21 protein-coding genes and 1 pseudogene are annotated in these 24,115 nt (G+C 68.8%); 2 read left to right on the plus strand and 20 right to left on the minus strand.

Annotated features, from left to right (window positions below; all coding sequences use genetic code 11):
- Nucleotides 1-104: 104 nt before the first annotated feature.
- From proC to PGN37_RS02225, 5 genes are read right to left on the minus strand one after another with little or no spacing between them, the layout of a single operon-like run.
- Nucleotides 105-995, minus strand: a complete 891-nt coding sequence (gene proC / locus PGN37_RS02205) for a pyrroline-5-carboxylate reductase (RefSeq protein ID WP_335329390.1) — start codon at nucleotides 993-995, stop codon at nucleotides 105-107.
- 33 nt (nucleotides 996-1,028) lie between these two features.
- A complete protein-coding gene (locus PGN37_RS02210) occupies nucleotides 1,029-1,847 on the minus strand; it encodes a thioesterase family protein (RefSeq protein ID WP_335329391.1) in 819 nt (272 codons plus the stop codon).
- 26 nt (nucleotides 1,848-1,873) lie between these two features.
- Nucleotides 1,874-2,719 (minus strand): sugar phosphate isomerase/epimerase family protein, encoded by an 846-nt coding sequence (locus tag PGN37_RS02215; protein ID WP_335329392.1) that lies wholly within the window; start codon nucleotides 2,717-2,719, stop codon nucleotides 1,874-1,876.
- Between the two features lie 5 nt (nucleotides 2,720-2,724).
- On the minus strand, nucleotides 2,725-3,873 hold the full coding sequence (locus PGN37_RS02220; RefSeq protein ID WP_335329393.1) for a hypothetical protein: 1,149 nt from the start codon (nucleotides 3,871-3,873) through the stop codon (nucleotides 2,725-2,727).
- 27 nt (nucleotides 3,874-3,900) lie between these two features.
- The gene (locus PGN37_RS02225; protein ID WP_335329394.1) at nucleotides 3,901-4,893 is read right to left on the minus strand and encodes a Ppx/GppA phosphatase family protein; all 993 of its coding nucleotides are present in this window, start codon (nucleotides 4,891-4,893) and stop codon (nucleotides 3,901-3,903) included.
- A 12-nt stretch (nucleotides 4,894-4,905) separates the two neighbouring features.
- Here PGN37_RS02225 and PGN37_RS02230 point away from each other — a divergent pair, with 12 nt between their 5' ends.
- Nucleotides 4,906-5,703 (plus strand): hypothetical protein, encoded by a 798-nt coding sequence (locus PGN37_RS02230; protein ID WP_335329395.1) that lies wholly within the window; start codon nucleotides 4,906-4,908, stop codon nucleotides 5,701-5,703.
- On the opposite strand, the gene PGN37_RS02235 is transcribed toward PGN37_RS02230, so the two are convergent.
- Together PGN37_RS02235 and PGN37_RS02240 are read right to left on the minus strand one after the other, a co-directional pair.
- Nucleotides 5,659-7,041 (minus strand): glutamate-1-semialdehyde 2,1-aminomutase, encoded by a 1,383-nt coding sequence (locus PGN37_RS02235; RefSeq protein WP_335329762.1) that lies wholly within the window; start codon nucleotides 7,039-7,041, stop codon nucleotides 5,659-5,661. The two genes, PGN37_RS02230 and PGN37_RS02235, sit on opposite strands and share 45 nt — an antisense overlap.
- A gap of 57 nt (nucleotides 7,042-7,098) precedes the next feature.
- A pseudogene (locus PGN37_RS02240) lies at nucleotides 7,099-8,130 on the minus strand (class I SAM-dependent methyltransferase); the annotation flags it as partial.
- A gap of 14 nt (nucleotides 8,131-8,144) precedes the next feature.
- Between PGN37_RS02240 and PGN37_RS02245 the strand changes: the two are divergent.
- Entirely contained in the window at nucleotides 8,145-8,699 is a 555-nt protein-coding gene (locus tag PGN37_RS02245) for a dTDP-4-dehydrorhamnose 3,5-epimerase family protein (RefSeq protein WP_335329396.1), read from the plus strand.
- Here the strand turns inward: PGN37_RS02245 and PGN37_RS02250 are convergent.
- The 13 genes from PGN37_RS02250 to PGN37_RS02310 form a co-directional block, all read right to left on the minus strand.
- Nucleotides 8,683-9,711, minus strand: a complete 1,029-nt coding sequence (locus tag PGN37_RS02250) for an NAD-dependent epimerase/dehydratase family protein (RefSeq protein ID WP_335329397.1) — start codon at nucleotides 9,709-9,711, stop codon at nucleotides 8,683-8,685. The genes PGN37_RS02245 and PGN37_RS02250 overlap by 17 nt on opposite strands.
- Entirely contained in the window at nucleotides 9,708-10,364 is a 657-nt protein-coding gene (locus PGN37_RS02255) for a PIG-L deacetylase family protein (RefSeq protein ID WP_335329398.1), read from the minus strand. Before PGN37_RS02255 ends, PGN37_RS02250 begins: the two co-directional genes overlap by 4 nt.
- Nucleotides 10,361-11,164 carry a glucose-1-phosphate cytidylyltransferase gene (locus PGN37_RS02260; RefSeq protein ID WP_335329399.1) on the minus strand — a complete coding sequence of 268 codons (804 nt, stop codon included), beginning with the start codon at nucleotides 11,162-11,164 and terminating at the stop codon, nucleotides 10,361-10,363. Before PGN37_RS02260 ends, PGN37_RS02255 begins: the two co-directional genes overlap by 4 nt.
- Nucleotides 11,161-12,405, minus strand: coding sequence for a class I SAM-dependent methyltransferase (locus PGN37_RS02265; RefSeq protein ID WP_335329763.1), 1,245 nt, complete (start codon nucleotides 12,403-12,405; stop codon nucleotides 11,161-11,163). Before PGN37_RS02265 ends, PGN37_RS02260 begins: the two co-directional genes overlap by 4 nt.
- Nucleotides 12,402-14,522: a hypothetical protein gene (locus tag PGN37_RS02270; protein ID WP_335329400.1), complete on the minus strand. Its 2,121-nt coding sequence runs from the start codon at nucleotides 14,520-14,522 to the stop codon at nucleotides 12,402-12,404. Before PGN37_RS02270 ends, PGN37_RS02265 begins: the two co-directional genes overlap by 4 nt.
- Complete coding sequence (locus PGN37_RS02275; protein WP_335329401.1) at nucleotides 14,515-16,626, minus strand: family 16 glycosylhydrolase; 2,112 nt, start codon at nucleotides 16,624-16,626, stop codon at nucleotides 14,515-14,517. The genes PGN37_RS02270 and PGN37_RS02275 overlap by 8 nt, the downstream gene beginning before the upstream one ends.
- Nucleotides 16,623-17,930, minus strand: coding sequence for a glycosyltransferase family 2 protein (locus PGN37_RS02280; RefSeq protein ID WP_335329402.1), 1,308 nt, complete (start codon nucleotides 17,928-17,930; stop codon nucleotides 16,623-16,625). Before PGN37_RS02280 ends, PGN37_RS02275 begins: the two co-directional genes overlap by 4 nt.
- Nucleotides 17,927-18,901: a glycosyltransferase family 2 protein gene (locus PGN37_RS02285; protein WP_335329403.1), complete on the minus strand. Its 975-nt coding sequence runs from the start codon at nucleotides 18,899-18,901 to the stop codon at nucleotides 17,927-17,929. The genes PGN37_RS02280 and PGN37_RS02285 overlap by 4 nt, the downstream gene beginning before the upstream one ends.
- Nucleotides 18,879-19,865: a glycosyltransferase family 2 protein gene (locus tag PGN37_RS02290; protein ID WP_335329404.1), complete on the minus strand. Its 987-nt coding sequence runs from the start codon at nucleotides 19,863-19,865 to the stop codon at nucleotides 18,879-18,881. Before PGN37_RS02290 ends, PGN37_RS02285 begins: the two co-directional genes overlap by 23 nt.
- 23 nt (nucleotides 19,866-19,888) lie before the next feature.
- Nucleotides 19,889-20,596 carry a glycosyltransferase family 2 protein gene (locus PGN37_RS02295; protein ID WP_442932828.1) on the minus strand — a complete coding sequence of 236 codons (708 nt, stop codon included), beginning with the start codon at nucleotides 20,594-20,596 and terminating at the stop codon, nucleotides 19,889-19,891.
- A gap of 704 nt (nucleotides 20,597-21,300) precedes the next feature.
- Nucleotides 21,301-21,987: a two-component sensory transduction protein RegX gene (regX, locus tag PGN37_RS02300; protein WP_335329406.1), complete on the minus strand. Its 687-nt coding sequence runs from the start codon at nucleotides 21,985-21,987 to the stop codon at nucleotides 21,301-21,303.
- Nucleotides 21,988-22,018: 31 nt separating this feature from the next.
- Complete coding sequence (locus tag PGN37_RS02305) at nucleotides 22,019-23,218, minus strand: sensor histidine kinase (RefSeq protein ID WP_335329407.1); 1,200 nt, start codon at nucleotides 23,216-23,218, stop codon at nucleotides 22,019-22,021.
- 138 nt (nucleotides 23,219-23,356) lie between these two features.
- Nucleotides 23,357-24,109: a phosphoglyceromutase gene (locus PGN37_RS02310; RefSeq protein ID WP_335329408.1), complete on the minus strand. Its 753-nt coding sequence runs from the start codon at nucleotides 24,107-24,109 to the stop codon at nucleotides 23,357-23,359.
- Nucleotides 24,110-24,115 lie beyond the last annotated feature (6 nt).

Genomic DNA, 24,115 nt, shown 5'->3' on the forward strand with positions numbered 1-24,115 from the left:
GGCTTCCCCACCGCTGGCACCGACCCACACTTACCACTGGGAGAATAGCGTGGCGGGTGGGGTTACTGCGACGGGTGTGGGCTAATCAGTCCGAAATTGCCGAACTACTCGGGTGTAATTCCTAGCTGCTCAGAGCGGGTTTTCGCGGCCTCGACCGCGTTGGCGACCGCCGCGCGCAGCCCTCCCCGCTCGAGTTCCCGCAGCCCAGCGGCTGTGGTGCCCCCGGGCGAGGTGACCATGGCCCGCAGCTGGGCGGCCGAGGTGTCGGTCGGTGACGCCATCGCTCCCGACGGGCCCGATGCTGCGCCGGCGTCGTTGCCTTCGGCATCCAGCCGCTCCAGCAGCATCGCCGCCGAGCCCGCCATCGTCTGCACCACCAGATCGGTGGCCACGGATCTGGTCAGCCCCCCGTCCACCGCGGCGTCCACGAGCGCCTCGACCATCAGGAAGAAGTACGCCGGACCGGACCCGGAGACCGCGGTCACGGTGTCGATCTGGTTCTCGGACACGGTCAGCACTCCGCCGACGGCGTCGAACAGTGAGGACACCCCACGGACGTGCTCGGCGGTGGCGAACCGTCCCGGCGCGACCGCACTGACCCCGCCACCGACCAGCATCGGCGCGTTCGGCATCACCCGCACCACGGGCGAACCGGCGGGCAGCTTGTTCTCGAAGTAGGCCGCACTCACCCCGGCCGCCACCGTCACGAAGATCTGCTCGTCGGCGTCACTTTCGGCGCGCGCCGCCGTATCGGCGATGTCACCGACGACGCTGCCGACGTCGGAGGGCTTGACCGCGACGATCACGTACGTCGCGGTGTCGACCGCCTCGGCCACCGAGGCGATCCGGACCGAGTACTTCTCCGCCAGATACGCGCCACGCGTCGGGCTCTTCTCCGCGACCACCAGATCCTTGGTCTGACGCCCGGCCCGCAGCAGTCCTGCCAGCAGCGCCTCTCCGATACTCCCGCCGCCGATGATCGCGATTCTGGCCATGCCGCACAGCATGACACGGCGGGCCGTTCGGATTCAGTCGGGCGCGGCGGGCACCATCGCGAATTGGCGGGTCTGCACGATGATGCGCCCTTGGGAATCCACGACGATGTGGTCCTCGTCGAACCACTCCTGCCCGATCTGGGTCGTCGTGCACATCACTCTCAGCCAGCCATCGGCCGGCACGGCCCGCACGTAGGCCGTCAGCTGCACCGTGGGCGCCCAGCCGAACCTGTTGACCCCGAACGTGACCGGCGCCGACACGTCACCGCACAGCAGCGCGAACAGCACGTCGGGCGCCGTGCCCCTGGGACGCACCCAGTACTCGATCATCGGTGGGCCCCCGTCGCCGCGCGGGGTGAAAGACCTCAGCGACGGGCGGATGTCGCAGCCGCGGGCGAGGTGGACGACGTCGGCCATTGGATGGCCGGGACCGATCGGTTCCAGCCCCGGGGGCGGGTCCGGCGTCATCAACCGCAGCACCGGGTTGTCCGACAGCAGCGGCGGCACATGGCCTTCGGGGCGCGCCAGCGTGATGGCGGCCCGCAGCGCGGTGCGCGAACCCTGGTTCAGCTCCACGTCGATCAGGCTCACGCGCCGACCGCGCTTACGCACCGTGGTCACGACCTGCATCGGGCCGGGGTCGGGCGCCCATAGGAAACTGCCCGACACCGCAATGGGTTCCACGCCGGGCTCGCCGAGTTCGGTGCGCGCAGCGTGGGCGCACAATGCGAGCATCGCGCCGCCGTGCACCTTCGGGCCGATGGTCCAGTGCTCGTTCAGCAGCCCGTGATAGCTACCGGCACCGTCGGGTGTCAGCGCCATCGCATCGGTGAACAGAGTGGAGCTCGTCATGGGTTCCTCAATAGTTCAGCGCCGGGTCAGCGCAGCAGGTGCGTGCGGGCGAATTGCAACGATTCGGTCAGCAACTCGTCGCGCTCGGCCACCGACCGCGCGCCCGAGGTCGTCACTTCCAGGATCACGTGGCCCGCGAAGTCGCCGGCGGCCAGCGTCTCGCAGATGTCCACCGTGGGTTGTGTTCCGCGGCCGGGGACCAGGTGCTCGTCGGTCGAGGCGCCACTGCCGTCGCACAGGTGCAGGTGCACCAGCCCCTCCCCCATGCGTCGTGCCATGTCGACGGCGTCGGAGCCCGCGGTCGCGGTGTGCGAGAGGTCCAGTGTGTAGTGCGCGTGGCCACCGTCGAGCGGATCGTAGGACGGCGCGAACGCCGAGATGCCCGGCCCGGGGGCGCCCCCGCGCTTGCGCATCCGTTCGATCGACGTCTGCCCGGCGCCGAAGAAGCGGTCGGCACGGAACGGGAACATGTTTTCCACGGCCACCATGACGTCGCTGCTCGCCTCGAGTTCGGCCACCTGCGCGGCGAACCCCTCGGCGTAACGCCGCTGCCAGCGGAACGGCGGATGGACCACGACGGTCTGGGCCCCCAGCTGCTCGGCGGCCCGCACGCTGCGGTCCAGCTTGGCGATCGGATTCGCACCCCACACCCGCTGCGAGATGAGAAGGCACGGCGCGTGCACCGAGAGCACCGGGACGTCGTAGCGCCTCGACAACTCCTCGACGGCGTCGATGTCCTGGCTGACCGACTCCGCCCACACCATCAGCTCGACACCGTCGTATCCGAGCGTGGCGGCCATCTCGAACGCAGCCTCGGTCTTCAGCGGATAGACCGAGGCCGTGGAGAGACCGACCTTGATGGCAGGGCGCACCCCGGTCAGCCCGATTGCAGCAACGCCAGCGGCCCGAGCGTGACCAGCGCGCCGACCGCCACCGCGATGAGCGTGCTACCGATGTCCTCGGTCTTGCGCACCACCCGGACACCGACGACCAGGCCCAGGATCACCAGCACCGACAACACCAGCGCGACGATGTTGTTCCACTTCCACAGTTGGTCGAACGCGACGAACAAGCCGGCGCCGAACGCGACGGCCACGACGCTCTGACCCACCACCCACAGGCCGTGGACCACCGGCGACATCTGACGCGGCTCGTCCTCATCCTCGTCCTCGTCGTCCTCGTCGAGGTCGAGCGACGCCCGCTGCCCGCCCCGGCGGGCCACGTCGTCGGCAACCGTCTCCCCACCGAACAACGGATCCTGGGTGGAGCGCAGGTACGACGGCAGTTCGTCGTCTGCTGCGTCGTCCTCTGCTGCGTCGTCCTCTGCTGTGTCGTCCTCTGCTGCGTCGTCTGTGTGTTCGGGGTCGTCTGCTGTGTCGTCGGTCTCGGTGTCGGTGGCGGTCTCGGCCTCGGGCTGCTCGGACACCGCCTCGTCGACGTCGGCGGGGGCATCGGCGTCGACCGGATCAGGGCTCATCAGCTCCGCGTCGACGGCCGGGGCGCTCTTGCGGCCGAACCGGCCGAACGGAGAGCGGCGCGCCGGGGCAACCTGCGGCTCGTCAGGAGTGTCCTCGACCACGGCGTCGTCGTCGGCTTCGGCCTCGTCGACCTCGACCTCGTCGGCGCTGTCGGGATCGGAGTCCTCGACCTCGACCAGCTCGTCGTCGGCCTCGGTCACCTCAGCCGCATCGGCCACGTCATCGGCGTCATCCGCGTCGTCGTCGGCTTCGTCGACGTCAGGGACGTCATCGATGTCGTCGGCCTCATCGACGTCCGGATCGTCCTCGACCGTCTCCGCGACGGGCTCCGGTTCGGGTTCGGGCTCCGGCTCGGGGGCGGCGGCGGGTTCGTCGGGCCGGACGATCGGGATCTCGCCGGTGAGCTCGGCGACGGTGACAGCGTCGGCGTTACCGCGACGACGGCGACGGCGACCACCGACCGGGGGTGCGCCGATGGTGCCGTTCTTGGCCAGCAGCTCGGCGACCGAGATCGGCCGGGTGTTGGTGTAGTCGTCTGGTCCAGTCATCGCCTGCTCGCCCTCGCGGTTGCCTGCTTACCGTCCAGCATTGCGCACCGACACCCGCCCCGAGGGCGAATGCCCGCCCACGAGCGCCGTACCGTCGGCTTCGCTGTCGAGTTTCCGCAGGATCAAGCCCTCCCGCAACGCCCACGGGCAAATGTCTACGCTTTCGATACCTAGGGCTTTCATGCTCGCCTCGGCCACCAGGGCGCCCGCTACGATCTGCGGCGCACGGTCGGCGCTGACTCCTTCCAGCTCGGCACGGTCGGACGCGGTCATCCTAGAGATGAAAGCTATGAGCTGACGAAGACCCGCAGCCGTCAGCGTGCGCTTGACGCGCGGACCGGCCCCCGACGGTGCCGCACCGGTGAGCCGGGCCAGCGAACGGAACGTCTTCGACGTCGCGACCGCCAGATCGGGACTGCCGGCTTCGGCGATCGCGGACCCCGCTTCGGAGAGTTCGTTGGCCAGCCAATCCCGCAGCATCGCCACGCGCCGGCGGCCGGGCGGATCTTCGGGCAGCCACTCGCGAGTCAGCCGGCCGGCGCCCAGGGGCAGCGACATCGCCACATCGGGTTCCTCGTCGACGCCGCTGGACAGTTCGAGTGAGCCGCCGCCGATGTCGATGTTGATGATGCGGCCGGCGCTCCAGCCGTACCAACGACGCACCGCCAGGAACGTCAGCCGTGACTCGTCGACGCCGCTGAGCACACGCAGATCCACGCCGGTGTCCGACTTGACCCGCGACAACACGTCTTCGGAGTTCTTCGCGTCACGCACCGCCGACGTCGCGAACGCCATCAGTTCCGAACATCCCGAACTGGTGGCGATCTTGGCGAACTCGTCGATCGTGCCGATGAGCTTGTCGGCACCCCTGCGCGTCAGCTTCCCGGAGGTGTCGATGGCCTCGGCCAGCCGCAGGGAGGCCTTGGTCGAACTCATCGGTGTGGGGTGCCCACCGCGGCGCGCGTCCACCACCAACAGGTGAACGGTATTGCTGCCCACGTCGAGCACGCCTAATCGCACCCGTCCAACCTAATGGGTCTACCGTGGAAAACCGTGACTGGTCCGTACCCGGGTGAGGTGGGACTCGATTTCGCCCGCGAGTGGGTGGAGTTCTACGACCCCGAAGACCCCAAACATCTGATCTCCGCGGACATGACGTGGCTGCTGTCACGCTGGACCTGCGTGTTCGGCACACCGGCCTGCAAGGGCACCGTCGCCGACCGCCCCGACGACGGATGTTGTTCGCACGGCGCGTTTCTCTCCGACGACGACGACCGTGCCAAGCTCGACGACGCCGTGAAGCTGCTCACCGACGAGGACTGGCAGTTCCGGGACAAAGGGTTGGGCAAGAAGGGCTACCTGGAACTCGACGAGTATGACGACGAGCCCACCTGGCGGACGCGAAAGTACAAGGGCGCGTGCATCTTCCTGAATCGTCCGGGCTGGCCTGGCGGCATCGGGTGCTCGCTGCACACCAAGGCGCTGCAGCTGGGGGTGGAACCGCTGACCCTCAAACCGGAGGTGTGCTGGCAGCTGCCGATCCGGCGCACGCAGGAGTGGGTCGACCGGCCCGACGGCTCGCAGATCCTGAAGTCGACGATCACCGAATACGACCGGCGCGGCTGGGGCGAGGGCGGGCTCGACCTGACCTGGTACTGCACCGGCGACCCCAACGCCCACGTCGGAGAGAAGCCGGTGTGGCAGTCCTACGCCCCCGAGTTGACCGAGCTTCTCGGCGAGAAGGCCTACGCTGAGCTGGCGGCAATGTGCAAGCGGCGCAGCGCATTAGGACTGATTGCGGTACACCCCGCCACGCGGGCCGCCGAGTGACGCCGACGGGTTGAGCCGGCGCGGTGCGGCGGTGCGCCGCAGCGCCGGAGCCACCGGTCGGCCCTGGAGAAGGCCCGCCACGTCGCCCGCGTCGATCGCATAGCGGTATACGGGCAGTGCGCCCCGCACAGCCGCGATCGTGTGGTCGATGGCCTCGTCGTCGTGTGCCGCCGACGTCACGAACGACTGACCGAGCACACCGCGGCGCAGCAGTTCCTGCATGAAGAGCGTGCGATAGGCCTGCGACGGCGCGCCCTCGGCATCGCGGGTGACGAACACCAGGCATGACGGGCGGCCCGTCACCGTCAGATGATCGGACAGCCCCGCGTCGGCGATGACCGCGTTCGCCCCCGCGGCCAACCGGCGGCCGGCCTCTTCCATCCGGGCCACCGGATCCTCGCTGCGGTACGCCGCGACGACGGCCCGGAACGCGGCCAGCGACGCCGTTTCCGGGCCGTGCGTGGTCGAGAGCAGGAAGACCCGGTCGGCGTCGGTACGCAGCCCGCCGAATTCCATGTACTCGCGGCGGCCCGCCAGTGCCGACAGCGGGAAACCGTTGGCCATCGCCTTGCCCCAGCACGACAGATCCGGGGTCACGCCGTACACGGACTGCGCGCCACCGGCCGCCCAGCGGAAGCCGGTGATCATCTCGTCGAAGACCAGCAGCGTGCCGTGCCGGTCGCACAGTTCACGCACGCCCTGCAGATAACCCGGCTCGGGGTCGGCCGTGGCGGTCGCGGCCTCCATCACGACGCAGGCGACGTCGTGTTCGGAGAGCAGGGCGGCCAGCGCACCGAGATCGTTGTAGGGGAAGCGCTTCGTGGCCCCGGCGTGCTCTGACGGGATGCCGCCGGCCATCGGCGTGGTGCCGATGAACCAGTCGTCGGTGGAGAAGAACGGCTGATCGCAGATGGCCACGGTGACGCGACCGGTGACCGCCCGGGCCAGCCGGACCGCCGCGGTCGTCGCGTCGGAGCCGTTCTTGGCGAACTTGACCATGTCGGCTCCCGGCACCACAGCCAGGAAGTCCTCGGCCGCAGAGACTTCCGCGACGGTGGGCCGGCTGAAGTTGACGCCGCCGGCGATCGCGCGGGTCACCGCCTCGACGACGGGTGGGTAGCCGTGCCCGAGTGTCACCGCGCGCAGACCCATGCCGTACTCGACGTAGTCGTTGCCGTCGACGTCCCACACGCGGCACCCTGCGCCGTGTGTCAGCACCGGCGGCATCGATTCCGGGTATTGGTCCGCACCGCGGGCATAGGTGTGGGCACCACCGGGAACGAGATCGTGCAGACGGTCCTGCAGCAGCCGAGATCCGGCGAAAACCCTTGTCTCCATGGTGAAGTCATCGACCACCCAGCGGCCGTCCAACTCCGGGAAGCGCGTCGACACCTCGCCCAGCAGATCGGGCAGGGTGAGGAGCACCGTGTCGGGCTGCGCCGCGACGAGGTCCTTCGGAGAGATGATCGGGATGTCGGTGCCGGGCATCCTTCGGCCCTGCTTGGCGGTCGATGCGTCGGCAACCGCAGCGATCAGCGAGGCGTCCACGCCGGCCCGGCTGAACAGCGCGACCGCCCGCGAGGCCGCACCGTAGGCGTACACCCGGCGGCCCGCCCGACGTTCCTCTTCGAGCCAGGACCGCAGCGCGACGGTCTGGGTCTCGGCGGCATCCTGCAGGGTCGCGACGGTCGCGGGGTCCGTCATGGTGGCCTCTGCCTCGAGCAGCTCGGCCACCGCGGGACCGGGCTCACCGCTGCCGTGCACCGCGGCGACCAGCACCGTGCCGCCGTACAGGTCGAAGGTCCACGCGTCGACGGCTCGCATGCCGACCCGGGCGAGCTGCGCCACGAGGGCCGGCGTGGAGTAGTACGCGAAATGACCGTGGCGCAACGCATTCCACTGCCCACCGGCGACGATGGCGGCCAGTGTGTGGAATTGCAGGAGCAACACCCCGCCGGGCGCGGTGGTGGCCGCTCGCCGGGCGAACGCCGCCGCCTGATCGGCGTCGTGCATGATGCCGAAACAGTCAAGGACCACATCGGCGGGCCCCTCTGAGCCCAGGTAACCCCGCTCGGTCAGCAGGGGCAGCCAGCTACCCCCGTGCGGGCTGCCGAATTCGCGCACCGTCCCGCCGGGAAGCAGGTCGGCTGCCGCAACCCGGGAGATGGCCTCGGCTGCTTGGTCTTTGAGGGCCTGCGGTTCCACACCGCGCGGCTCGGCGGTCTCGGTGTCGTCGTCGGCCAGCTGAGCCAGACCGCATTCGTGGCAGACGACCATGGCGAGCGGGTGCGCCGCCTCCCCCGCTGTCGGCGGTGTCTCGGCGGGCGGGAAGTGATCAGCAGCGGGGACCGACCCGAGGTCGAGCACTCGATGCAGCCGGGGCGCTCGGCAACCACGGCACGTGCCCTGGATCTGGGCGGCGCTCATGTCACGATGTCTTCGTGCGTATCGAACCGAGTCGTCTCGACGGCGTCGTCACCTTCGTCCCGCAGCCGCACCTGGATGAGCGCGGGTGGTTCACCCGCACGTTCGATGCCGAGATCTTCGATCAGTGGCGCGGTGTCGCGGGGGCGGCGGCCGGTTTCATCCAGGACTCGCAGTCCCGCTCGGCGCGGGGGGTCCTGCGGGGCATGCACGGTCGCCGTGCCCCCGGGGAGGCCAAACTCGTGCGGTGCGCACGCGGTGCGGTGCACGACGTGCTCGTCGACGCCCGGCCGGAGTCGCCGACGTTCGGGCAGCACGAGGCGTTCCTGCTCGACGACGTCACGTTCGCGCATCTGTACGTGCCGCCGGGGATGCTGCACGGCTTCCAGGCGCTCACCGAGTGGGCCGACGTGTGCTACCGCATCGACCGCGCCCACGACCCCGCCGACGACCTCGCGATGTCGTGGCAGGACCCGACGTTGGCGATCGAGTGGCCGCTGCACCCGCCGACGATGTCCGCGCGGGACGCCTCTGCGGGCAGCTGGGCGGAGCTGCTCACACGAATTCGCTGACACGACGCATCTTCTCGTCGAGCTGGCCGCTGCCCTGCAGATGCGCGAGCCGGGCCAGCCGGGTGAAGGTGTGTTCGAAGTCGGCCGCGGTCAGGCCGTGCCGCACGTAGGCATCAGCCAGCTCGACCGCGCCGTCGGCGACCGTGATAGCCGCTTCGTAGCCGAGTTCGGCACGCGCACGGGCGAAGTCGACCCGGTAGGAGCGCGGATCGGCACCGGTCTCGCCGGTGATGTCGACGCGCGCGCCGGGAACCGCGTCGGCGACGCGACGCGCGATCTGCTCGACGGTGACGTTGTTGGCATCACTTCCGACGTTGTAGGCCCGGCACGACACCAGCTCGGCCGGGGCGGTCAGGCAGACCGCGAACGCCTCCGCGATGTCGCGGGCGTGTACCAGCGGGCGCCACGGTGTCCCGTCGGAGAGGACGCGCACCACGCCGGTCAAGACCGCCGATCCGACCAGGTTGTTGAGCACGATGTCGGCACGCAGTCGCGGCGAGAACCCGAACGCCGTGGCGTTGCGCAGGAAGACCGGCGTGAACCCGGAGTCGGCGAGTGCGGCCAGATCGTCTTCGACGCGGACCTTGCTCACCGCGTACGGGGTCAGCGGGCGCAGCGGCGCGTCCTCGTCGACCAGTCCGTCCCCCGCGGCGCCGTACACCGAGCAGGTCGATGCGTAGCAGAAGCGCTGCACGCCTGCCTCTTTGGCCAGGCGGGCCAGTCGCACCGAGGCGTGGTGGTTGATGTCGTGGGTGATGTCCGGATTGAGCGCCCCCAGCGGGTCATTGGACAGCGCGGCCAGATGCACCACGGCGTCGATGCCGCGCAACTGCTCGACGGTGACGTCACGCAGGTCGACGCTCAGTGCCGGCGGGTCCGCAGGAGCGGGCCCCAGCACGCAGTCGGCGAAGTAGCCGTTGTCCAGTCCGACGACATCGTGTCCGGCCGCCTGCAGCACCGGCACCATCACCGTCCCGAGATAACCCTGATGCCCTGTCACCAAGACCTTCATGATGCCGCCCTCCCGAATCTCACGATCGTCTTCTCCATCAGGAATGCCTCGGCGTGCGCACTGCGGCACTGGATTCCGCGCAGGCGGGACAAGCCCAGGAACGCCTCGTCGTCGAACCAGTCCCGATCGGTCTGCGACGGGTAGTGCTTGTGCAGCAGACGCGCCTTCTCGTGCGCGATATCCGTGCTGATCGGATGGAACACGCTGGGCGACGGGGTGTCCGACTCCCATTTGAGGATCTCGTACCCCAGGATCAGGTGGTCCCGGAACTCGGTGGGCGTCAACTCGGCCAGCAGCCGGTGATCCTGGTGGGCGTCGGCGCGCTGGGTGCTGAACACGACGTCGGGCTCGCAGCTGCGGCGGAACGCACGCAGTCCGCCCTTGACGTCGTTCCAGTGCGCCGGGGTGGCGCCGTCGGGGATGCCCAGCAGGGTCAACTGCACGTCGGCGTCCGGACAGAACGCCGCGAGTGCACCGCGCTCCTCGGCTTCACGTTCAGTGCCTGCGCCGCACAGCACCAGCGCGTGCACCCGAAGTCCCGGATGGTCGCGGCTCAGCGTCAGGAGTGTCGCACCCATGCCGATGGCGATGTCGTCGCAGTGCGCACCGAGCACCGCGATCTCGGTCAGCGCACCGGTCTGCAGGCCGATCATGACACCGCCGCCTTTTCGTGCTCCCACAACGCCCACGGCCGGTCCCCGCTTCGATACGCAGCGTCGAGCTCGGCGCGTTCCTTGAACGTGTCGGCCGGCTTCCAGAAGCCGAGATGCTTGTAGCCGTAGAGCTTTCCGCGGGTGGCCAGCCGCCCGCACACGTCCTCGACCAGATCGCAGTTCTCGGTGAGCATCTCGAGCACGTCACCGGAGAGCACGAAGTAACCGCCGTTCTCCCAGATCGGCAGCCGCGACACCGGGGTGATGCCCGTGACGGCGCCTGCGTGGGGTCCGGATTCGACGATGTCGACGCAGTGGAACGAGGACTGCGGGGGGACGATCAGCATGGAGGCCGTGGCTCCGGATTCCTTGACCTCGTCGATGATGTCGTTCATCGGCGCATCGGTGAGCACGTCGGCGTAGTTGGCCAGGAAGTACTCCTCGCCCTCCAGGTAGGGGCGGACACGCCGAAGTCGTTCTCCGATGGGCGATTCGGCGCCGGTGTCGACGAACGTGATGGTCCAGTCGCTGATGTCTGTCTGCAGCAGCTCCACCTTGCCGCCGCGGATGACGAAGTCGTTGGACACCGATTCGCGGTAGGACAGGAAGTAGTTCTTGATGTGTTCGGCACCGTAGCCCAGGCAGAGCACGAACTCGGTGTGGCCGAAGTGAGCGTAGTACCGCATCACATGCCAGATCAACGGTCGCGGGCCGATCATCTGCATCGGCTTGGGGATCTCGTCGTCGCTACCGTTGCGCATCCGCATGCCGTAACCACCGCAGAACAGGACGACCTTCATAGTTGTTTTCCTTCCGCCAGATCGACGACGTGCAAAGTGGGTAGCGGGTACACCAGACGGGCGCCCCACGCCCCGGCGTAGCGCAGCTGTTCGGTGATCTCGCGCTCGAGGTTCCACGGCAGCACGACGATCACGTCGGGCTGGTCCTTGGCCAGCTGTGCCGGATCGTGGATCGGGATACGCGTTCCCGGGGTGAACCGCCCGTGCTTGTACGGGTTTCGGTCGACGGAGTACTCGAGCAGGTCGGGCCGGATGCCGCAGTAGTTGAGCAAGGTGTTGCCCTTGCCGGGCGCGCCGTAACCCACGACGCGTTCACCGCGGGCTCGGCAGTCGAGCAGATACCGGAGCAGTTCGTGCCGGATGGTCTCGGTGCGCGGTCGCAGCGTCAGGTAGCCGCCGATGTCGTGCAGGCCGGCGCGCTCTTCTTCGGCCAGCGCGTCGGCCACCCGGGCCGTCGGCGCCGCACCGAGTTCGGTGGGTCGGGCCCACACCCGGATCGACCCGCCGTGGGTCGGCAGCATCTCGACGTCGACGACCGACAGGCCGCCGGCGGCGAGTGCGCGCATCGCCGACAGCACGGTGTAGTACTGGAAGTGCTCGTGGTAGATGGTGTCGAACTGCCCCAGCGCCACCAGATTCAGCGCGTGGTGCACCTCGATGCTGCACCAGCCGTCGTCGGCGACCAGAGCGCGCAGCGACCGCGTGAAGCCGTTCAGATCGGGGATGTGGGCGTAGACGTTGTTGGCGACGACGAGATCGGCGGGTCCGTGCTCGGCGCGCGTCGCGGCCGCGGTCTGCTCGTCGAGAAACGCCGAGACCGTCGGCACGCCGCGTTGACGCGCCGCCTCGCCCACGTTGACCGACGGTTCGATGCCCAGGCACCTGATGCCGGCGTCGACGACGTGGGTGAGTAGGTAGCCGTCATTGCTGGCCACCTCGACGACGAACGAATCCTGGTGCAGGTCAACCTTTTCCGTCGCTTCGCTGACGAAGCGCCGCGCGTGATCGACCCAGCTGTCGGAGTACGACGAGAAGTAGGCGTACTCGGTGAAGGTCTCCTCAGGCGTGATCAGCGCGGGGATCTGCAGCAGCAGGCAGTCCTGGCACAGCCGCAGGTGCAGCGGGAACGTCGCCTCGGGGGCATCCAATTCGTCTGCGGTGAGGAACTTCTCGCACGGCGGGGTGGCGCCGAGATCCAGCACGCTGTGCATCCTGGTCGAGCCGCACAACCGGCACATCATTGCGAACATCCCTTCGCCTGGTAGCGGAACACGGTGGTGGTCTCGTCCTGCAGGCGCACGCACCACTGCGCGCTGCCGGCGAACTTCGCCTCGAACCGGTCGACGGCGTCACCCGTGGCGTAGCCGAAGTACTCGAATGCCGCCTTCGCGTCGTCGGTGAAGATGAAGTAGGTCTCCCCCTGGCTCGCGGCGGCCTGCGCGGTGACGTCGTCGAACTGCCGGGCGTCGGGGAAACCGTCCAGGAAGCCGGGCCACTTCTCGACGACCGGGGTGTCGAACGAGTCGTTCTTGGCCGCGAAGTCGACCCATCGGGCCGTCGCCCGCGTCGGCATGCCCGCCGAGTGCAGGCTCCACAGGGTCGCCGGTGCGTGTGCGCCGTCGACCAGGCTGTTCAGCAGAGCCAGCTCGGACGGCCGGGCCATGTTCAGATACCAGTTGCCGTAGTACCCCTGCAGACCCGCTGCGGCGATCACCGCGAGCGCCGCGGTGGCGACGTAGTGCACGATCGGCCGGGTCAGCGCCGCGACGGCCAGTGGCGCGATCAAGATGGCCGCACCGGGCACCGCGTAGAGGTAGACGCGGAAGATGGCCTCGCCGCCGTAGCTGCTGAACATCAGCAGCACGAAGGGGCTGAACGCGAGGATCACGGGGATCACGAAGGGCTGCTTGCGCCGCCACCACACGATCGCGGCGACCACGGCCAGCAGCATGATGGTCGCTGACAGGCCCCGACACACCAGTGAGGTGGCCACCTTGGCCAGCGAGCCCGCGTACTCGGCGTTACCCGAACCATTGGCCAACGGATTGAGGCTCGACAACCCGCCGTGTTCGAACACGATGTAGCGCCGCGGATACAGATAGCCGAAAAGCACCGCAGCGTAGGCGATCAGAGACCAGCGGGGGCGCAGGTGGCCGGTCATCGCGAACAACGCCACGACGCCGAAGATCCAGTAGGGGGTCAACTGGTGCGTCGGCACCAGCGCCACGAACAACGCGAACGCCAGCCACCCGGCGCGGCGGTCGACCCGCGACGCCAGCAGCGCCACGACGATGCCGAGTCCGAGCACGAAACCGTAGGCCTGGGGCGCGAAGTAGTCCTGCGCCACCCAGTTGGCCAGCTCGGCGATCATCACCGCGACGAGCACCGCGCGGCGGTTCAGCCCCAGCATCGCGGCCAGCGAGCCGACCACCAGGGCCAGCACGGCGTGGATGACCGGTGCGAACCAGTGCGCGACGGACGTCGGATCCAGCGTGGTGATCTCGCTGAACCAGGCGAAGGTGGTGAAGAACGCCGGCCACTCGCGGTAGACGTCGACCCCCGTGGGCGGCAGAACCCGGTGGGTGAGGAGGAAGTCGACGATGCCGAGGTGCTTGTAGGTCCACGCATACATGGGCAGGTCCGTGACCAGCGTGGCGGTGAGCCGCAGCACCATGATCGTCGCGACGATCGCGGCGGCGGCGGTCAGCAGAGCATCGCGGCGCAGCGCCGCGACGAAGGCGGCGACCAGGACCGCGGCCAGCACCACGAGCACCGGTCCGGTACCGGTGGCCAGCAGTCCGAACGGCGACGGTTCGGCGTTCGCCATGCCCGGCAGCGCCACCGCCCACGCGCACAGCACCGCGACGATGACGAGGTAGGGCGCGCTCAGACGCCACCGCTGCGGGAGCACCGCGGCGGGCACCGGCAGCGGTGTGTGCGGGCGGCGCGCGGCGCACAGCACCGCCGACGTAGCGACGACGGCAACCAGCGCCGCGAGCAACGGAATCGGCAGCCATTCGTGCAGCCAGGTCACCGTCACGGTGCCTGCGGCGGCCACCGCCATCCCGGTCGTCGGGACGATCGCGACGGCGGCCGCGACGGGCACGCGCAGCCACAACACCACGGCCATCCCGGGCCCGGTGAGGAGGAAGGCGGTCAGCAGGACGGCGCGCGCGGGGGTACCGATGGGCGCCAGGGCCAGCAGACCCGCCGCCGCAGACGCCAGCGTCAGCCACTCGGGCCGCAGCAGCTCGAGCTCGACGCGGCGCCGCGGAGGCTGCACGCGGCGGTGTCGGCCGCCCGACTTGGGGCGGGCCTCGGCAGGGCGTCCGGTGGGACGTTCGAGGAGATCAGTCACCGGTCACCCGCACCCAGTCGACCGTCATCGCGGCAGGAGACGGCGTGGAGGCGTCGGCAGGGCCGGGCCAGGACCCGCCCACAGCGACGTTGAGCAGGAGATAGAACGGCTTGTCGAAGACCCATTTCTCGTCGGGCGGCAGATCTGATTCCCGGAACACCGTGGTGGTGCGGTCGTCGACGCCCATCGTGATCACCCCGGGATCGCGCTGCACCCAGTAGGTGTGGAAGTCGTCGACGAAGGGCGGCTGGATGGGCAGGGTGCCCGCGAGCTTGTACTCGCTGCCGTCGGAGTCGGGTCCGATCGCCCCGTTGTGGATGAAGTCGGCGCCCGAGATGGTCTCCACCACGTCGAGTTCGCCGCTGCGGGGCCAGCCGACGTGGTCGACGTCGTCGCCGAGCAGCCAGAATGCCGGGTGCAGGCCCGCGCCCCGGGGAAGCCGCAGGCGCGCTTCGGCGCGCCCGTGCACGAACGAGAGCTTGCCCTGGGTGGTCAACCTTGCCGAGGTGAACCCGTCGCCGTCCCTGCGGGCGGTGATCACCAGATGGCCGTCACCGTCGAGGGACGCGTTCTCCGGCGAGTCGGTGTAGGTCTGCGCCTCGCCGTTGCCCCAGCCGCCGCCACCGAGGTCGTATCCCCAGCGCGACGGGTCCGGACGGCTGCCCGCAGGGCCGTTGAAGTCGTCGAACATCACCACCGACGCCGACGCGGTGGGCCGGTCGATCGTGCACAGCAACGTCACCGGCACGACCGTGACCAGCAGCACCGTTGCGGCCCGGAACCAGGCCCGCCCCGTCCGGCGGGGGGTGGGCTGGTCGTCACCGTCTTTACCGACCCGGCGCAGCCACGCGATGCAGGGTCCGATCAGGATGATCGCTGACAGTGTCTCGGCGGCCAGGTACGCCCATCCGACACCGACGATGCCCATCGACCGGGTGGCGTACCAAGAGCCCGCGATGATCACCACGGTCATCAGCGCCTGCACGCTCAGGTACAGCCCGAGGGTGCGGCGCACCCGGGAGAAGCCTTCGTAGACGGCGGCGACACCGGACAGCGGCAGGAAGGCGGCGGCCAGCCACAGCAGACCGTGGGCCTCGGCGCGATACTCCGGTCCGGCGATGCTCAGCATCACCGGGCCGGCCAGCACCAGGCCCGCCGACGCGACGACAGCCACGGCGGCCAGCGTGCGCACCATGCGCCAGGACAGGGCGACGATCTGCTCGGGGTGCGCCGCCACCTCGGCGACGTACGGGCTGACGACGAGGTGCAGCATCAGGTACAGCGCGCTGATCATCGCCCAGGCGACCGCGAAGTACGCGTTGGCGGCCTCGCCGACCTGGGTCACGACGATCAGCGGAACCACCAGCGGCCCGATCGACCACAGCGAGGCGATGCCGAACGACGACCCGAAGTACGACCACATCTGCCGGCGCGGCGGAAGATCCGGGGCCTTGTGCCACCGCGGATGCCTGCGGCTGCGCCGGTCCACGATCACGTAGGTGACCAACGCCGCGACGCCGGCGGTCAGCGTCCAGCTGAGCACGATGGTCGCGGCCTGATCCCAGATCGCCAGCGCCGCAACGGCGGCGAGCTTCGCCACCGCGTGCACGAGATTCTTGACCGCGGCCCAGCGAGCCACCCCGAGGCCGGCGGACGCCTTGTCGAGCAGGGCGAAGACCGCCAACACCATCACCATCAGCGGGAAACCGACCATCGCCGAGGGGGTCTGGAACAGGGGGTCGCGCGGGCCGAACGCCACCAGGGCGGCGCCGGTCAGCACGCCCATGGCGGCGACAAGGACGAATCCGCGGCGAAGCAGAGTGGATGCGCGCCACCCGGCGACGGGCAGGAACCGTTCGTACAGAACGTCGAGACCCAGCGTCGACATCGTCGACAACAGCACCGCCGAGGTGATCAGCGCCGACGCCAAACCCACCTGCGCCGGCGGGAACAGCCGCGCGGCCACCGCCCAGAAGGCAAGGCCCAGAACGCCTGTCGACGCGGTCGACAGGATCAGGGCGACGGTGTTGAGCCGTAGGTTCTTCGCGGCCGTGGGGTCGGCTCCGGCGTCGTCGTGGCGGAGCACCGACAGTGCTGGACTCATCGTGGCACCGCCAGGGGCGCCACCGAGCGCCCTTCCCGGCGCGCGGCGCGGTAGGCCCGAAAGCCTGCCAGCACCGAGCGCCACGCCGGCGTGGTGAGCCCGTCGGGGAGCAGATCAGCCAGGTCGTCGGCCGGCTTGGAGGTGGCCGCCGAATCTGCCAGATAGGTCGCGAACTGGGGTGCCTTGACCGCCGCGGTGGCGAACGCGCGGGGGGCGATCGAGGGATCCAGAGCGATCTTGGCGATCCAGGCGCCGAGCCCGATCCCGTAGGTGCGGCTCTGCGCGGCCAGCCCCTCGCTGCTGGCGCGATGCCGGTGCCACACGATCGACGCCGGGTCGTACACGAGCTTTCCGCCCGCGCGCAGCAGTCGGAAGAACATGTCGAGGTCCTCGCCGCCGCCGGTCGGTGAGCCGGCTCCCAGCGCCTCGTCGAAACCACCGACCCGTATCACCGCAGCGCGGTCGACGGCGAAATTCGCGCCGGTGCCGTAATGCCCGACGGCGAACGGGAACAGCGGGATGTCCTGCGGGGGTGCGGCCCAGTCGAAGACACGTGCGTACATGCAGGAAGACCAGCCGACCCGGGAGTCGAAGTAGGCCTGCGCCGGAGTCCGCAGTTCGGCGGCGGGCACCACACCGGACACGCACCACACCGAGTCACCGCGGGTGAAGCCCCGCGCCACCGCGGTGAGCCAGTGCCGGTCGACCACGACGTCGTCGTCGGTGAAGGCCACCACCTCGCCCGCCGCAGCCAGGAGGCCGGTGTTGCGGGCCCGCGACAGCCCGGGGCGCGGCTCGTCGATGACCCGGACGCGGGGGTCGCCGAGCGCGTCGACGTAGCGGCGGGTCGCGTCAGTCGCCGCGGCGTTGTCCACCACGATGACCTCGAGGTCGGGGTAGTCCACCGCGCGCACCGAGTCCAGCGCTGTCTGCAGCATGGACACCCGATCGCGGGTGCAGATCACGACCGTGATGGCCGGCAGTTCCGACAGCACCGGCGGCGCCGGAGGGCGCGGCAGGTCAGCGGCCGCCGCGCGCAATTGATCGGCGTCCACGGTTCCGTCGACCCCGTCATGGGTGACGTCGAGTGTCACGAATCCCAGCGGACCGCCTTCGGAGCGCACCAACAGACAGGCGCGGGAGTAGCCGCTCGCGCCACGCAGCCGGTATCGAGGCGCGGAATTGTCGCGATCGAGCGCGTCGGTCCAGACTTCGCCGATCCAGGTCGCGCCGGCCCAGGTCGGGGCTTCGGCGGCCGGGAGCACCGGGGCGATGGTCGCCTCGGGCAGGGTCAGATCGGTCATGACCACGCACCACCCCGTCGGGCCAACACGCCCCGCACATAGCCGGCGGTGGTGACGACGAGACCGGCGACGATCATGCCGGCTCTGGCCCGTCCCCCGCGCTGCGGCGACAACGCCTCGCGAACCACCGCGCGCGGCAGCACCCGGGTGGCGTAACTCTGCTCGCTGTCCAGCGATTTGGGTGCGGCGGCCAATCTCGTGACCACTGCTTTGGACATCCCTTCGTGATAGCAGCGACGCATGAAGTACCTCGGTGTGGCGCGGTCCGCGCTGACGTGGTGCGACACCGCCGCCGACGGATCGAGCAGCACCCGCCCCGTCGGGCGCTGCGCGCGCAACCGCAGGAACAGCTCGGTCTCCTCGCCACCGACCGGAACCGAGCCGACTCGACCAACCTCCGAGCGGAAGCCGCCGATTTCGGCGAAGACAGAGCGGCGCAGAGACATGTTGCAGCCCAACGGGTTACGGACCGCTGCGACTTGCTGTGGCTGTCCGACGTAGCTGCAGCCCACCACCCAGTCGAACTCGGCGGGCATCCATCGCGGCCTCTCGGACGGCCAGACCGGTTCAGCGTGGCCGCCGACACCGACGACTTCGGGATCGTCGTAGTGGGCCACCAATGCGCTGCTCCAGCCCGGTTGCGCTGCGGCATCGTCGTCGAGGAAGGCCACGATGTCACCGCGGCTGGCCGCCACACCCGTGTTGCGCGCATCCGAGAGTCCGCGCTCCCCGGTGTTGCGGCACACCGCAATCCGGGAATCGGCACGGAAACGCTCGACAGCCCGCTCGAAGAGCTCCTCGTTGTGATCGATCACGACCACGAGCTCCGTCACCGTATCGTGTTCGGCCAGAACAGATTCCACTGCGCGGCAGAGATCATCCCAGCGCGCGAGAGTGTAGGCGCACACGACGACGGACAGGCTCATCGCCGGCCGGCGCACCTGGCGGTCACCCACGTCTTGCAACAGCATCGCCGCCGAGGTCCTTTCCTGCTCGTCGCTGGGCAGCAAACCGGCGCCGGTTGCGCAGGTTGCTCAGGGCATACAAACCAGTGCGGCGAAGCTGCATGTCGTAGGACCGAAGTCGGCCGTACAGCACGTCACCGGTGCTGACCTGCCAGCGTGCGTCGGCCGCCAGGCCGTCGCTGAACCCCAGCTGCTGCCGAAGCTGCGAGCGCGCCGAGGTCATCGCCGTCGTGGAACCGCTGGCGATACGGAACGCCGCCAGCGTCGCCGGGATCCCGTAGAAGTCGCCGCGGTCGAGAAGCCGGACCCATAGGTCCAGTTCACTGAGAAAGGAGGTGACGTGCCGGAATCCGCCGCTGCGGTCGAAATCCTCCCGGCGGAACATCGCCGCGACGGGCGGGCCGACGGGGTTGGTGCCGCTGCGCACGATCCGCCGCACCACGCGGCCGGCAGGCTGTAGCCCGACGATCCCGGGCAGCCCGCGGGCGGGCCGCATCATCGCGCCGCAGTCGTCGACGAAGTCCGTGCGCGCCGACACCAGCGTCACCGATGGCATCGCGTCGAGGATCTCCGACTGCAGGCGCAGGCAGTCGGGCGCGACGATGTCGTCGGCACACACCACCTTCACGTACCTCCCTCGGCTTTCTTGGACCGCGATGTTGAAGTTGTCCATCATCGGGACGGTCACGTCGTTGCGCAGCACGCGGATCCGCGGATCGGCGATCCCGTCGAGGATCTGCGCGGTGCCGTCGGTGCTGTTGTTGTCGATGACCACGATCTCGAAGCTCCCGCAGTCCTGGGCGAGTGCGCTCTCGAGCGTTGCCGTCAGGTGGCGCGCCGCCTGGTAGGCCGGAATGCAGATCGAGACTCGCGGACGCGGGGCCCGATCCCGCGTGTCGCGAACCGGAGCCGTCAGTGGGGTACTCGCCGACCGTGGCGTGGTCGCCGTCGATGTTGTGATGCCAGCCATGTCGTCTTCCCCCCGGTCGACTCTTACTTCTCGGCCGCCAGGGCCTGTACCACCCGTCCGGAAACACCGGAATCGTGATCGCGCAGCACCGTGCGCAGCACTCGTATCCCGTCCCGGAAGGCGCGCAGGTTCGACGTGCCGTGCCGGCGCGGCATCTCCATGCTCGGCACCTCCGCGATGCGCAGGCCGGCCTGCATGGCCCGCACCGTCATCTCCGCTTCGATCTCGAATCCCGTGGCCTGCAGCGACATCACCTCGAGGTAGCGGCGATGGAAGGCGCAATAGCCGTAGCAGAGATCTGTCAGGTCGGCCTTGAACGCCGAGTTGAAGACCCTGAGCAAGAACTTGTTGCCGAGCCTGCGCAGCGGGGTGATGTCGGACGACCCACCGCCGGCGATGAAGCGCGAGCCCTTGACGAAGTCGTAGCCGCTGGACAGGAAGTGGAGGAAGTGCTTGATCTCCTGGGGGGCCATGCTGCCGTCGGCGTCGATCATCACGATCACGTCGCCGGTGGCCGCGTGGAAGCCGGTGCGCAGCGCGTCACCCTTGCCGACGCCCTTCTGCGACACCACGCGGATGTCGGGCCGGCATCGCTGCGCGGTGATCACGGTGGCATCGGTCGAGTTGCCGTCCACCAGCACGATCTCGTCCACGTCATCGGTGATCTGCTCGAGCACCCACGCGACGTTGCGCGCTTCGTTGCGGACCGGGATGACGAGACTTACCGTCATCGTCGATCGGCTCGTGGCACGTCGGCCTCCGACGGCTGCGGCACTGAGGCCGGCACCGTGGTTGGCGCCGTGGTTGGCACCGTGGTTGGCACCGTGGTTAGCACTGAGCAGACTGGCCGTGCGCGGCGCAGTCGCGTCGTGTCCGTTCTGGGCTACCACTTCAGTCACCCTGACTCCCGTTCTGTTCGACGTTGGCGACGCTCTCCGGTGTTCCTCTGTAGTCGCCCACATGTCGGAAGCTTGCGATCAGCGCAAAGAATCTGACATTCGCTGCACTGACAGTTTCTGGATCAGGAGACGTCTGGCGAGAACGTTAGCATCGGTTGCCTCCGGCGTCTAGGCAAAGAATTTGCCGCCCCAGCTAACGGTCGAGCGAGCATCCCTTGCGATTCACCTTCGTCGTCACAATGCGCGTTTAAACTGCGCACATACGCTGTACATGCCGCCATTGCGTACTGGCTAGCTGCGAAGCCTCTGCGACTTTGCTCACAGTTTTGCAGGTTTAGCAAACATAAACCACCCAATGCCATACAAACGTATTGTGATGCATTACACAGAAGTTTGGATCGTGAATCTGGCAGACGGCGTCGCTTGTTAACGCCAGGCAAAATTTCACAGCATGCGGCGTTCGGTTTCACCGAGCGCGCACGACTAAGCCCCCGACGGCCGTCGGGGGCTTGAGACGTTCCTGAGCGCGGCTCGGGTCAGCCCTCGAGCTTGTACCCCAGCCCGCGGACCGTGACCAGGTGCACCGGATTGGCTGGATCGGCCTCGATCTTGCTGCGCAGCCGTTTGACGTGCACGTCGAGCGTCTTGGTGTCACCGACGTAGTCGGCGCCCCACACCCGGTCGATCAACTGCCCGCGCGTCAGCACACGCCCGCTGTTACGCATGAGGTATTCGAGCAGGTCGAACTCCTTGAGCGGCAGAGTGATGGGGGTGCCGCCGACGCTGACCACGTGGCGCTCGACATCCATGCGGACCGGACCCGCCTCCAGCACGCCATCGTCGATGCCTGCGTCGTCGGTATCGGCGCCACGGCGCAGCACCGCACGGATGCGGGCGATCAATTCACGTGCCGAATACGGCTTCGTCACGTAGTCGTCGGCACCCAACTCCAGGCCGACGACCTTGTCGATCTCGCTGTCCCGTGCGGTCACCATGATGACTGGCACGCTCGACCGGGACCGCAGCTGCTTACACACATCGGTGCCGCTCATCCCGGGCAGCATGAGGTCCAGCAGCACGATGTCGGCGCCGGACCGATCGAACTCGGCGAGCGCGGACGGTCCGTCGGCCACCACGGTGGCCTCGAAGCCCTCCTTGCGCAGGAGGAAGGCCAGGGGATCGGCCAAGGACTCCTCGTCCTCCACGATCAGCACACTGGTCATCGCAGTCCTAGTCCCCTCATACGTCGTCCTCTCATACGTCGTCCTCTCGGTCGTCGTCACCGTCGTGGTCATCGGGGTCACTCGCGCCCAGGTAGGCGGGAATCGACAGGGTGAACGTGGAACCCGTGCCCGGCTGGCTCCACAGCCGGATCGAGCCGTTGTGATTGGCGGCGACGTGCTTGACGATCGCCAGGCCGAGGCCGGTGCCTCCGGTGGCCCGCGATCGGGCCTTGTCGACACGGAAGAAACGTTCGAACACCCGCTCCTGGTCGGCAGGCGCGATCCCGATACCGCGGTCGGTGACCGCGATCTCGATGGCGTCCCCCCGCCGGCGGCGGCTGATGGACACCGAGGAGCCGTTCGGCGAGTACGCGATGGCGTTGGACACCAGGTTCGCGATCGCGGTCACCAGCAGCGTCTCGTCACCCATGACGTGGAAGCCGGTGGGAGCATCGGTCGTGATCGCGATGTCGGCGTTGTCGGCGGCGACCTTGTGCCGCGACAGCGCCTCGGCGACCACGGTGTCGACGTCGACGGAATCCAGATCCGGCAGCCGCTCGCCGCCCTGCAGACGGGACAGCTCGATCAGCTCGCCGACCATGCTGGCCAGGCGGTGCGATTCGGTGACCATCTTCTCGGCGAAATGCCGCACCGTCTCGGGGTCGTCGGATGAGGCGAGCACTGCTTCGGCGAGCACACCCATCGCCCCGACCGGCGTCTTGAGTTCGTGACTGACGTTCGCCACGAAATCTCTACGCGTCGCCTCCATGCGCGCGTGTTCGGACTGATCGTCGACGTAGAGCACCGCGAACCTACGATCGTCCTCGGTCAGCAGCCGCACGTGACCGCGGACCGAGAGCCCTGATCGTCCTGGTCGTTCCCGTTTGCGCGGCGACAGGTCGAACTCCACGTCCTCGCCGCTGGCCAGGGTGCGCTGGGCGGCCTGCCAGGCCCTGTCGTCGAGCAACCGGTCGCGCACCAACCCGAGTTCGGTGGCCCGTTCGTTGGTGTAGACCACGTCGCGGTAGGTGTCGACGACCGCGATCCCGACCGGGGACTGGGCGACCGCATGGCGCAGCATCTGCGACACGGTGATCCCGGTCTGTTCGACCGCGCGACGCTCCCGCCGTTCGCGCAGACGGGGGGCTGCCCCAACGCCGAACACCACACCGACCGCCAGGGCGAGCAGTGCCACGACCGCCGCGAGCAGCAGCGCCGAGGAGACACTCACGCGAAAAGCGTACGCACTCGGTGAACGTCATCCCAGCAGCGTGCGGCGAAAATCGAACAAGTCACACACTCAGAGACCGAAGTTCGGCCCGGCGCCCACCGCCGTTCACCTTCTGTTCGCCGGGCGCGGGCGGACGACCTACTTGGCGCCCTGGGCGGCCACCGCCGCAGCACCGGCCGCGGCGGCCTCCGGGTCCAGATAGGTGCCCCCGGCTACGGTCGGTTTCAGGTCGTCGTCCAGGTCGTAGCGCAGCGGGATCCCGGTCGGGATGTTCAGCCCCACCACGTCGTCGTCGGACATCCCGTCGAGGTGCTTGACCAGCGCACGTAGCGAGTTGCCGTGCGCGGCGATCATCACGGTCTTACCGCTGCGCAGGTCGGGGACGATGACGTCGGTGAAATAGGGCACGAAACGTTCGACGACGTCTTTGAGGCACTCGGTCAGCGGAGCCCCGCCGGGCACGTCGGCATACCGGGGATCCGCGTCCTGGCTGTAGGTGCTGCCCGGCTCGATCGGCGGCGGCGGGGTGTCGTAGCTGCGCCGCCACGCCATGAATTGCTCGTCGCCGTACTTCGCCTTGGTCTCGGCCTTGTCCAGTCCCTGCAGCGCGCCGTAGTGCCGCTCGTTGAGCCGCCAGTCGCGGTGCACCGGAATCCAGTGCCGGTCGGCCTTGTCGAGTGCGATGTTCGCGGTCGTGATGGCCCGGCGCAGCAGCGAGGTGTAGAGGACATCGGGCAGCCGGTCCAGGCCGGCGATCATCTCACCCGCCCGGGCCGCCTCGGCACGTCCCTTCTCGGTCAGATCGACGTCGACCCATCCGGTGAACAGGTTCAGCGCATTCCATTCGCTCTCGCCGTGGCGAACGAGGATCAGCGTCGCGGTGTCTGCCATGCGCCG

Source organism: Mycobacterium kyogaense, from assembly GCF_036946525.1.
Classification (GTDB): Bacteria; Actinomycetota; Actinomycetes; order Mycobacteriales; family Mycobacteriaceae; genus Mycobacterium; species Mycobacterium kyogaense_A.

Bases quoted from the DNA above. Each gene is read 5' to 3' on its own strand.
- PGN37_RS02265 (WP_335329763.1), bottom strand. From the start codon at position 12,405: ATGATGTGCCGGTTGTGCGGCTCGACCAGGATGCACAGCGTGCTGGAT.
- PGN37_RS02295 (WP_442932828.1), bottom strand. From the start codon at position 20,596: ATGACGGTAAGTCTCGTCATCCCGGTCCGCAACGAAGCGCGCAACGTC.
- PGN37_RS02210 (WP_335329391.1), bottom strand. From the start codon at position 1,847: ATGACGAGCTCCACTCTGTTCACCGATGCGATGGCGCTGACACCCGAC.
- regX (WP_335329406.1), bottom strand. From the start codon at position 21,987: ATGACCAGTGTGCTGATCGTGGAGGACGAGGAGTCCTTGGCCGATCCC.
- PGN37_RS02230 (WP_335329395.1), top strand. From the start codon at position 4,906: ATGGGTCTACCGTGGAAAACCGTGACTGGTCCGTACCCGGGTGAGGTG.
- PGN37_RS02255 (WP_335329398.1), bottom strand. From the start codon at position 10,364: ATGATCGGCCTGCAGACCGGTGCGCTGACCGAGATCGCGGTGCTCGGT.
- proC (WP_335329390.1), bottom strand. From the start codon at position 995: ATGGCCAGAATCGCGATCATCGGCGGCGGGAGTATCGGAGAGGCGCTG.
- PGN37_RS02220 (WP_335329393.1), bottom strand. From the start codon at position 3,873: ATGACTGGACCAGACGACTACACCAACACCCGGCCGATCTCGGTCGCC.
- PGN37_RS02260 (WP_335329399.1), bottom strand. From the start codon at position 11,164: ATGAAGGTCGTCCTGTTCTGCGGTGGTTACGGCATGCGGATGCGCAAC.
- PGN37_RS02235 (WP_335329762.1), bottom strand. From the start codon at position 7,041: ATGGAGACAAGGGTTTTCGCCGGATCTCGGCTGCTGCAGGACCGTCTG.
- PGN37_RS02280 (WP_335329402.1), bottom strand. From the start codon at position 17,930: ATGACCGATCTGACCCTGCCCGAGGCGACCATCGCCCCGGTGCTCCCG.
- PGN37_RS02250 (WP_335329397.1), bottom strand. From the start codon at position 9,711: ATGAAGGTCTTGGTGACAGGGCATCAGGGTTATCTCGGGACGGTGATG.
- PGN37_RS02310 (WP_335329408.1), bottom strand. From the start codon at position 24,109: ATGGCAGACACCGCGACGCTGATCCTCGTTCGCCACGGCGAGAGCGAA.
- PGN37_RS02285 (WP_335329403.1), bottom strand. From the start codon at position 18,901: ATGCTGTTGCAAGACGTGGGTGACCGCCAGGTGCGCCGGCCGGCGATG.
- PGN37_RS02290 (WP_335329404.1), bottom strand. From the start codon at position 19,865: ATGGCTGGCATCACAACATCGACGGCGACCACGCCACGGTCGGCGAGT.
- PGN37_RS02275 (WP_335329401.1), bottom strand. From the start codon at position 16,626: ATGAGTCCAGCACTGTCGGTGCTCCGCCACGACGACGCCGGAGCCGAC.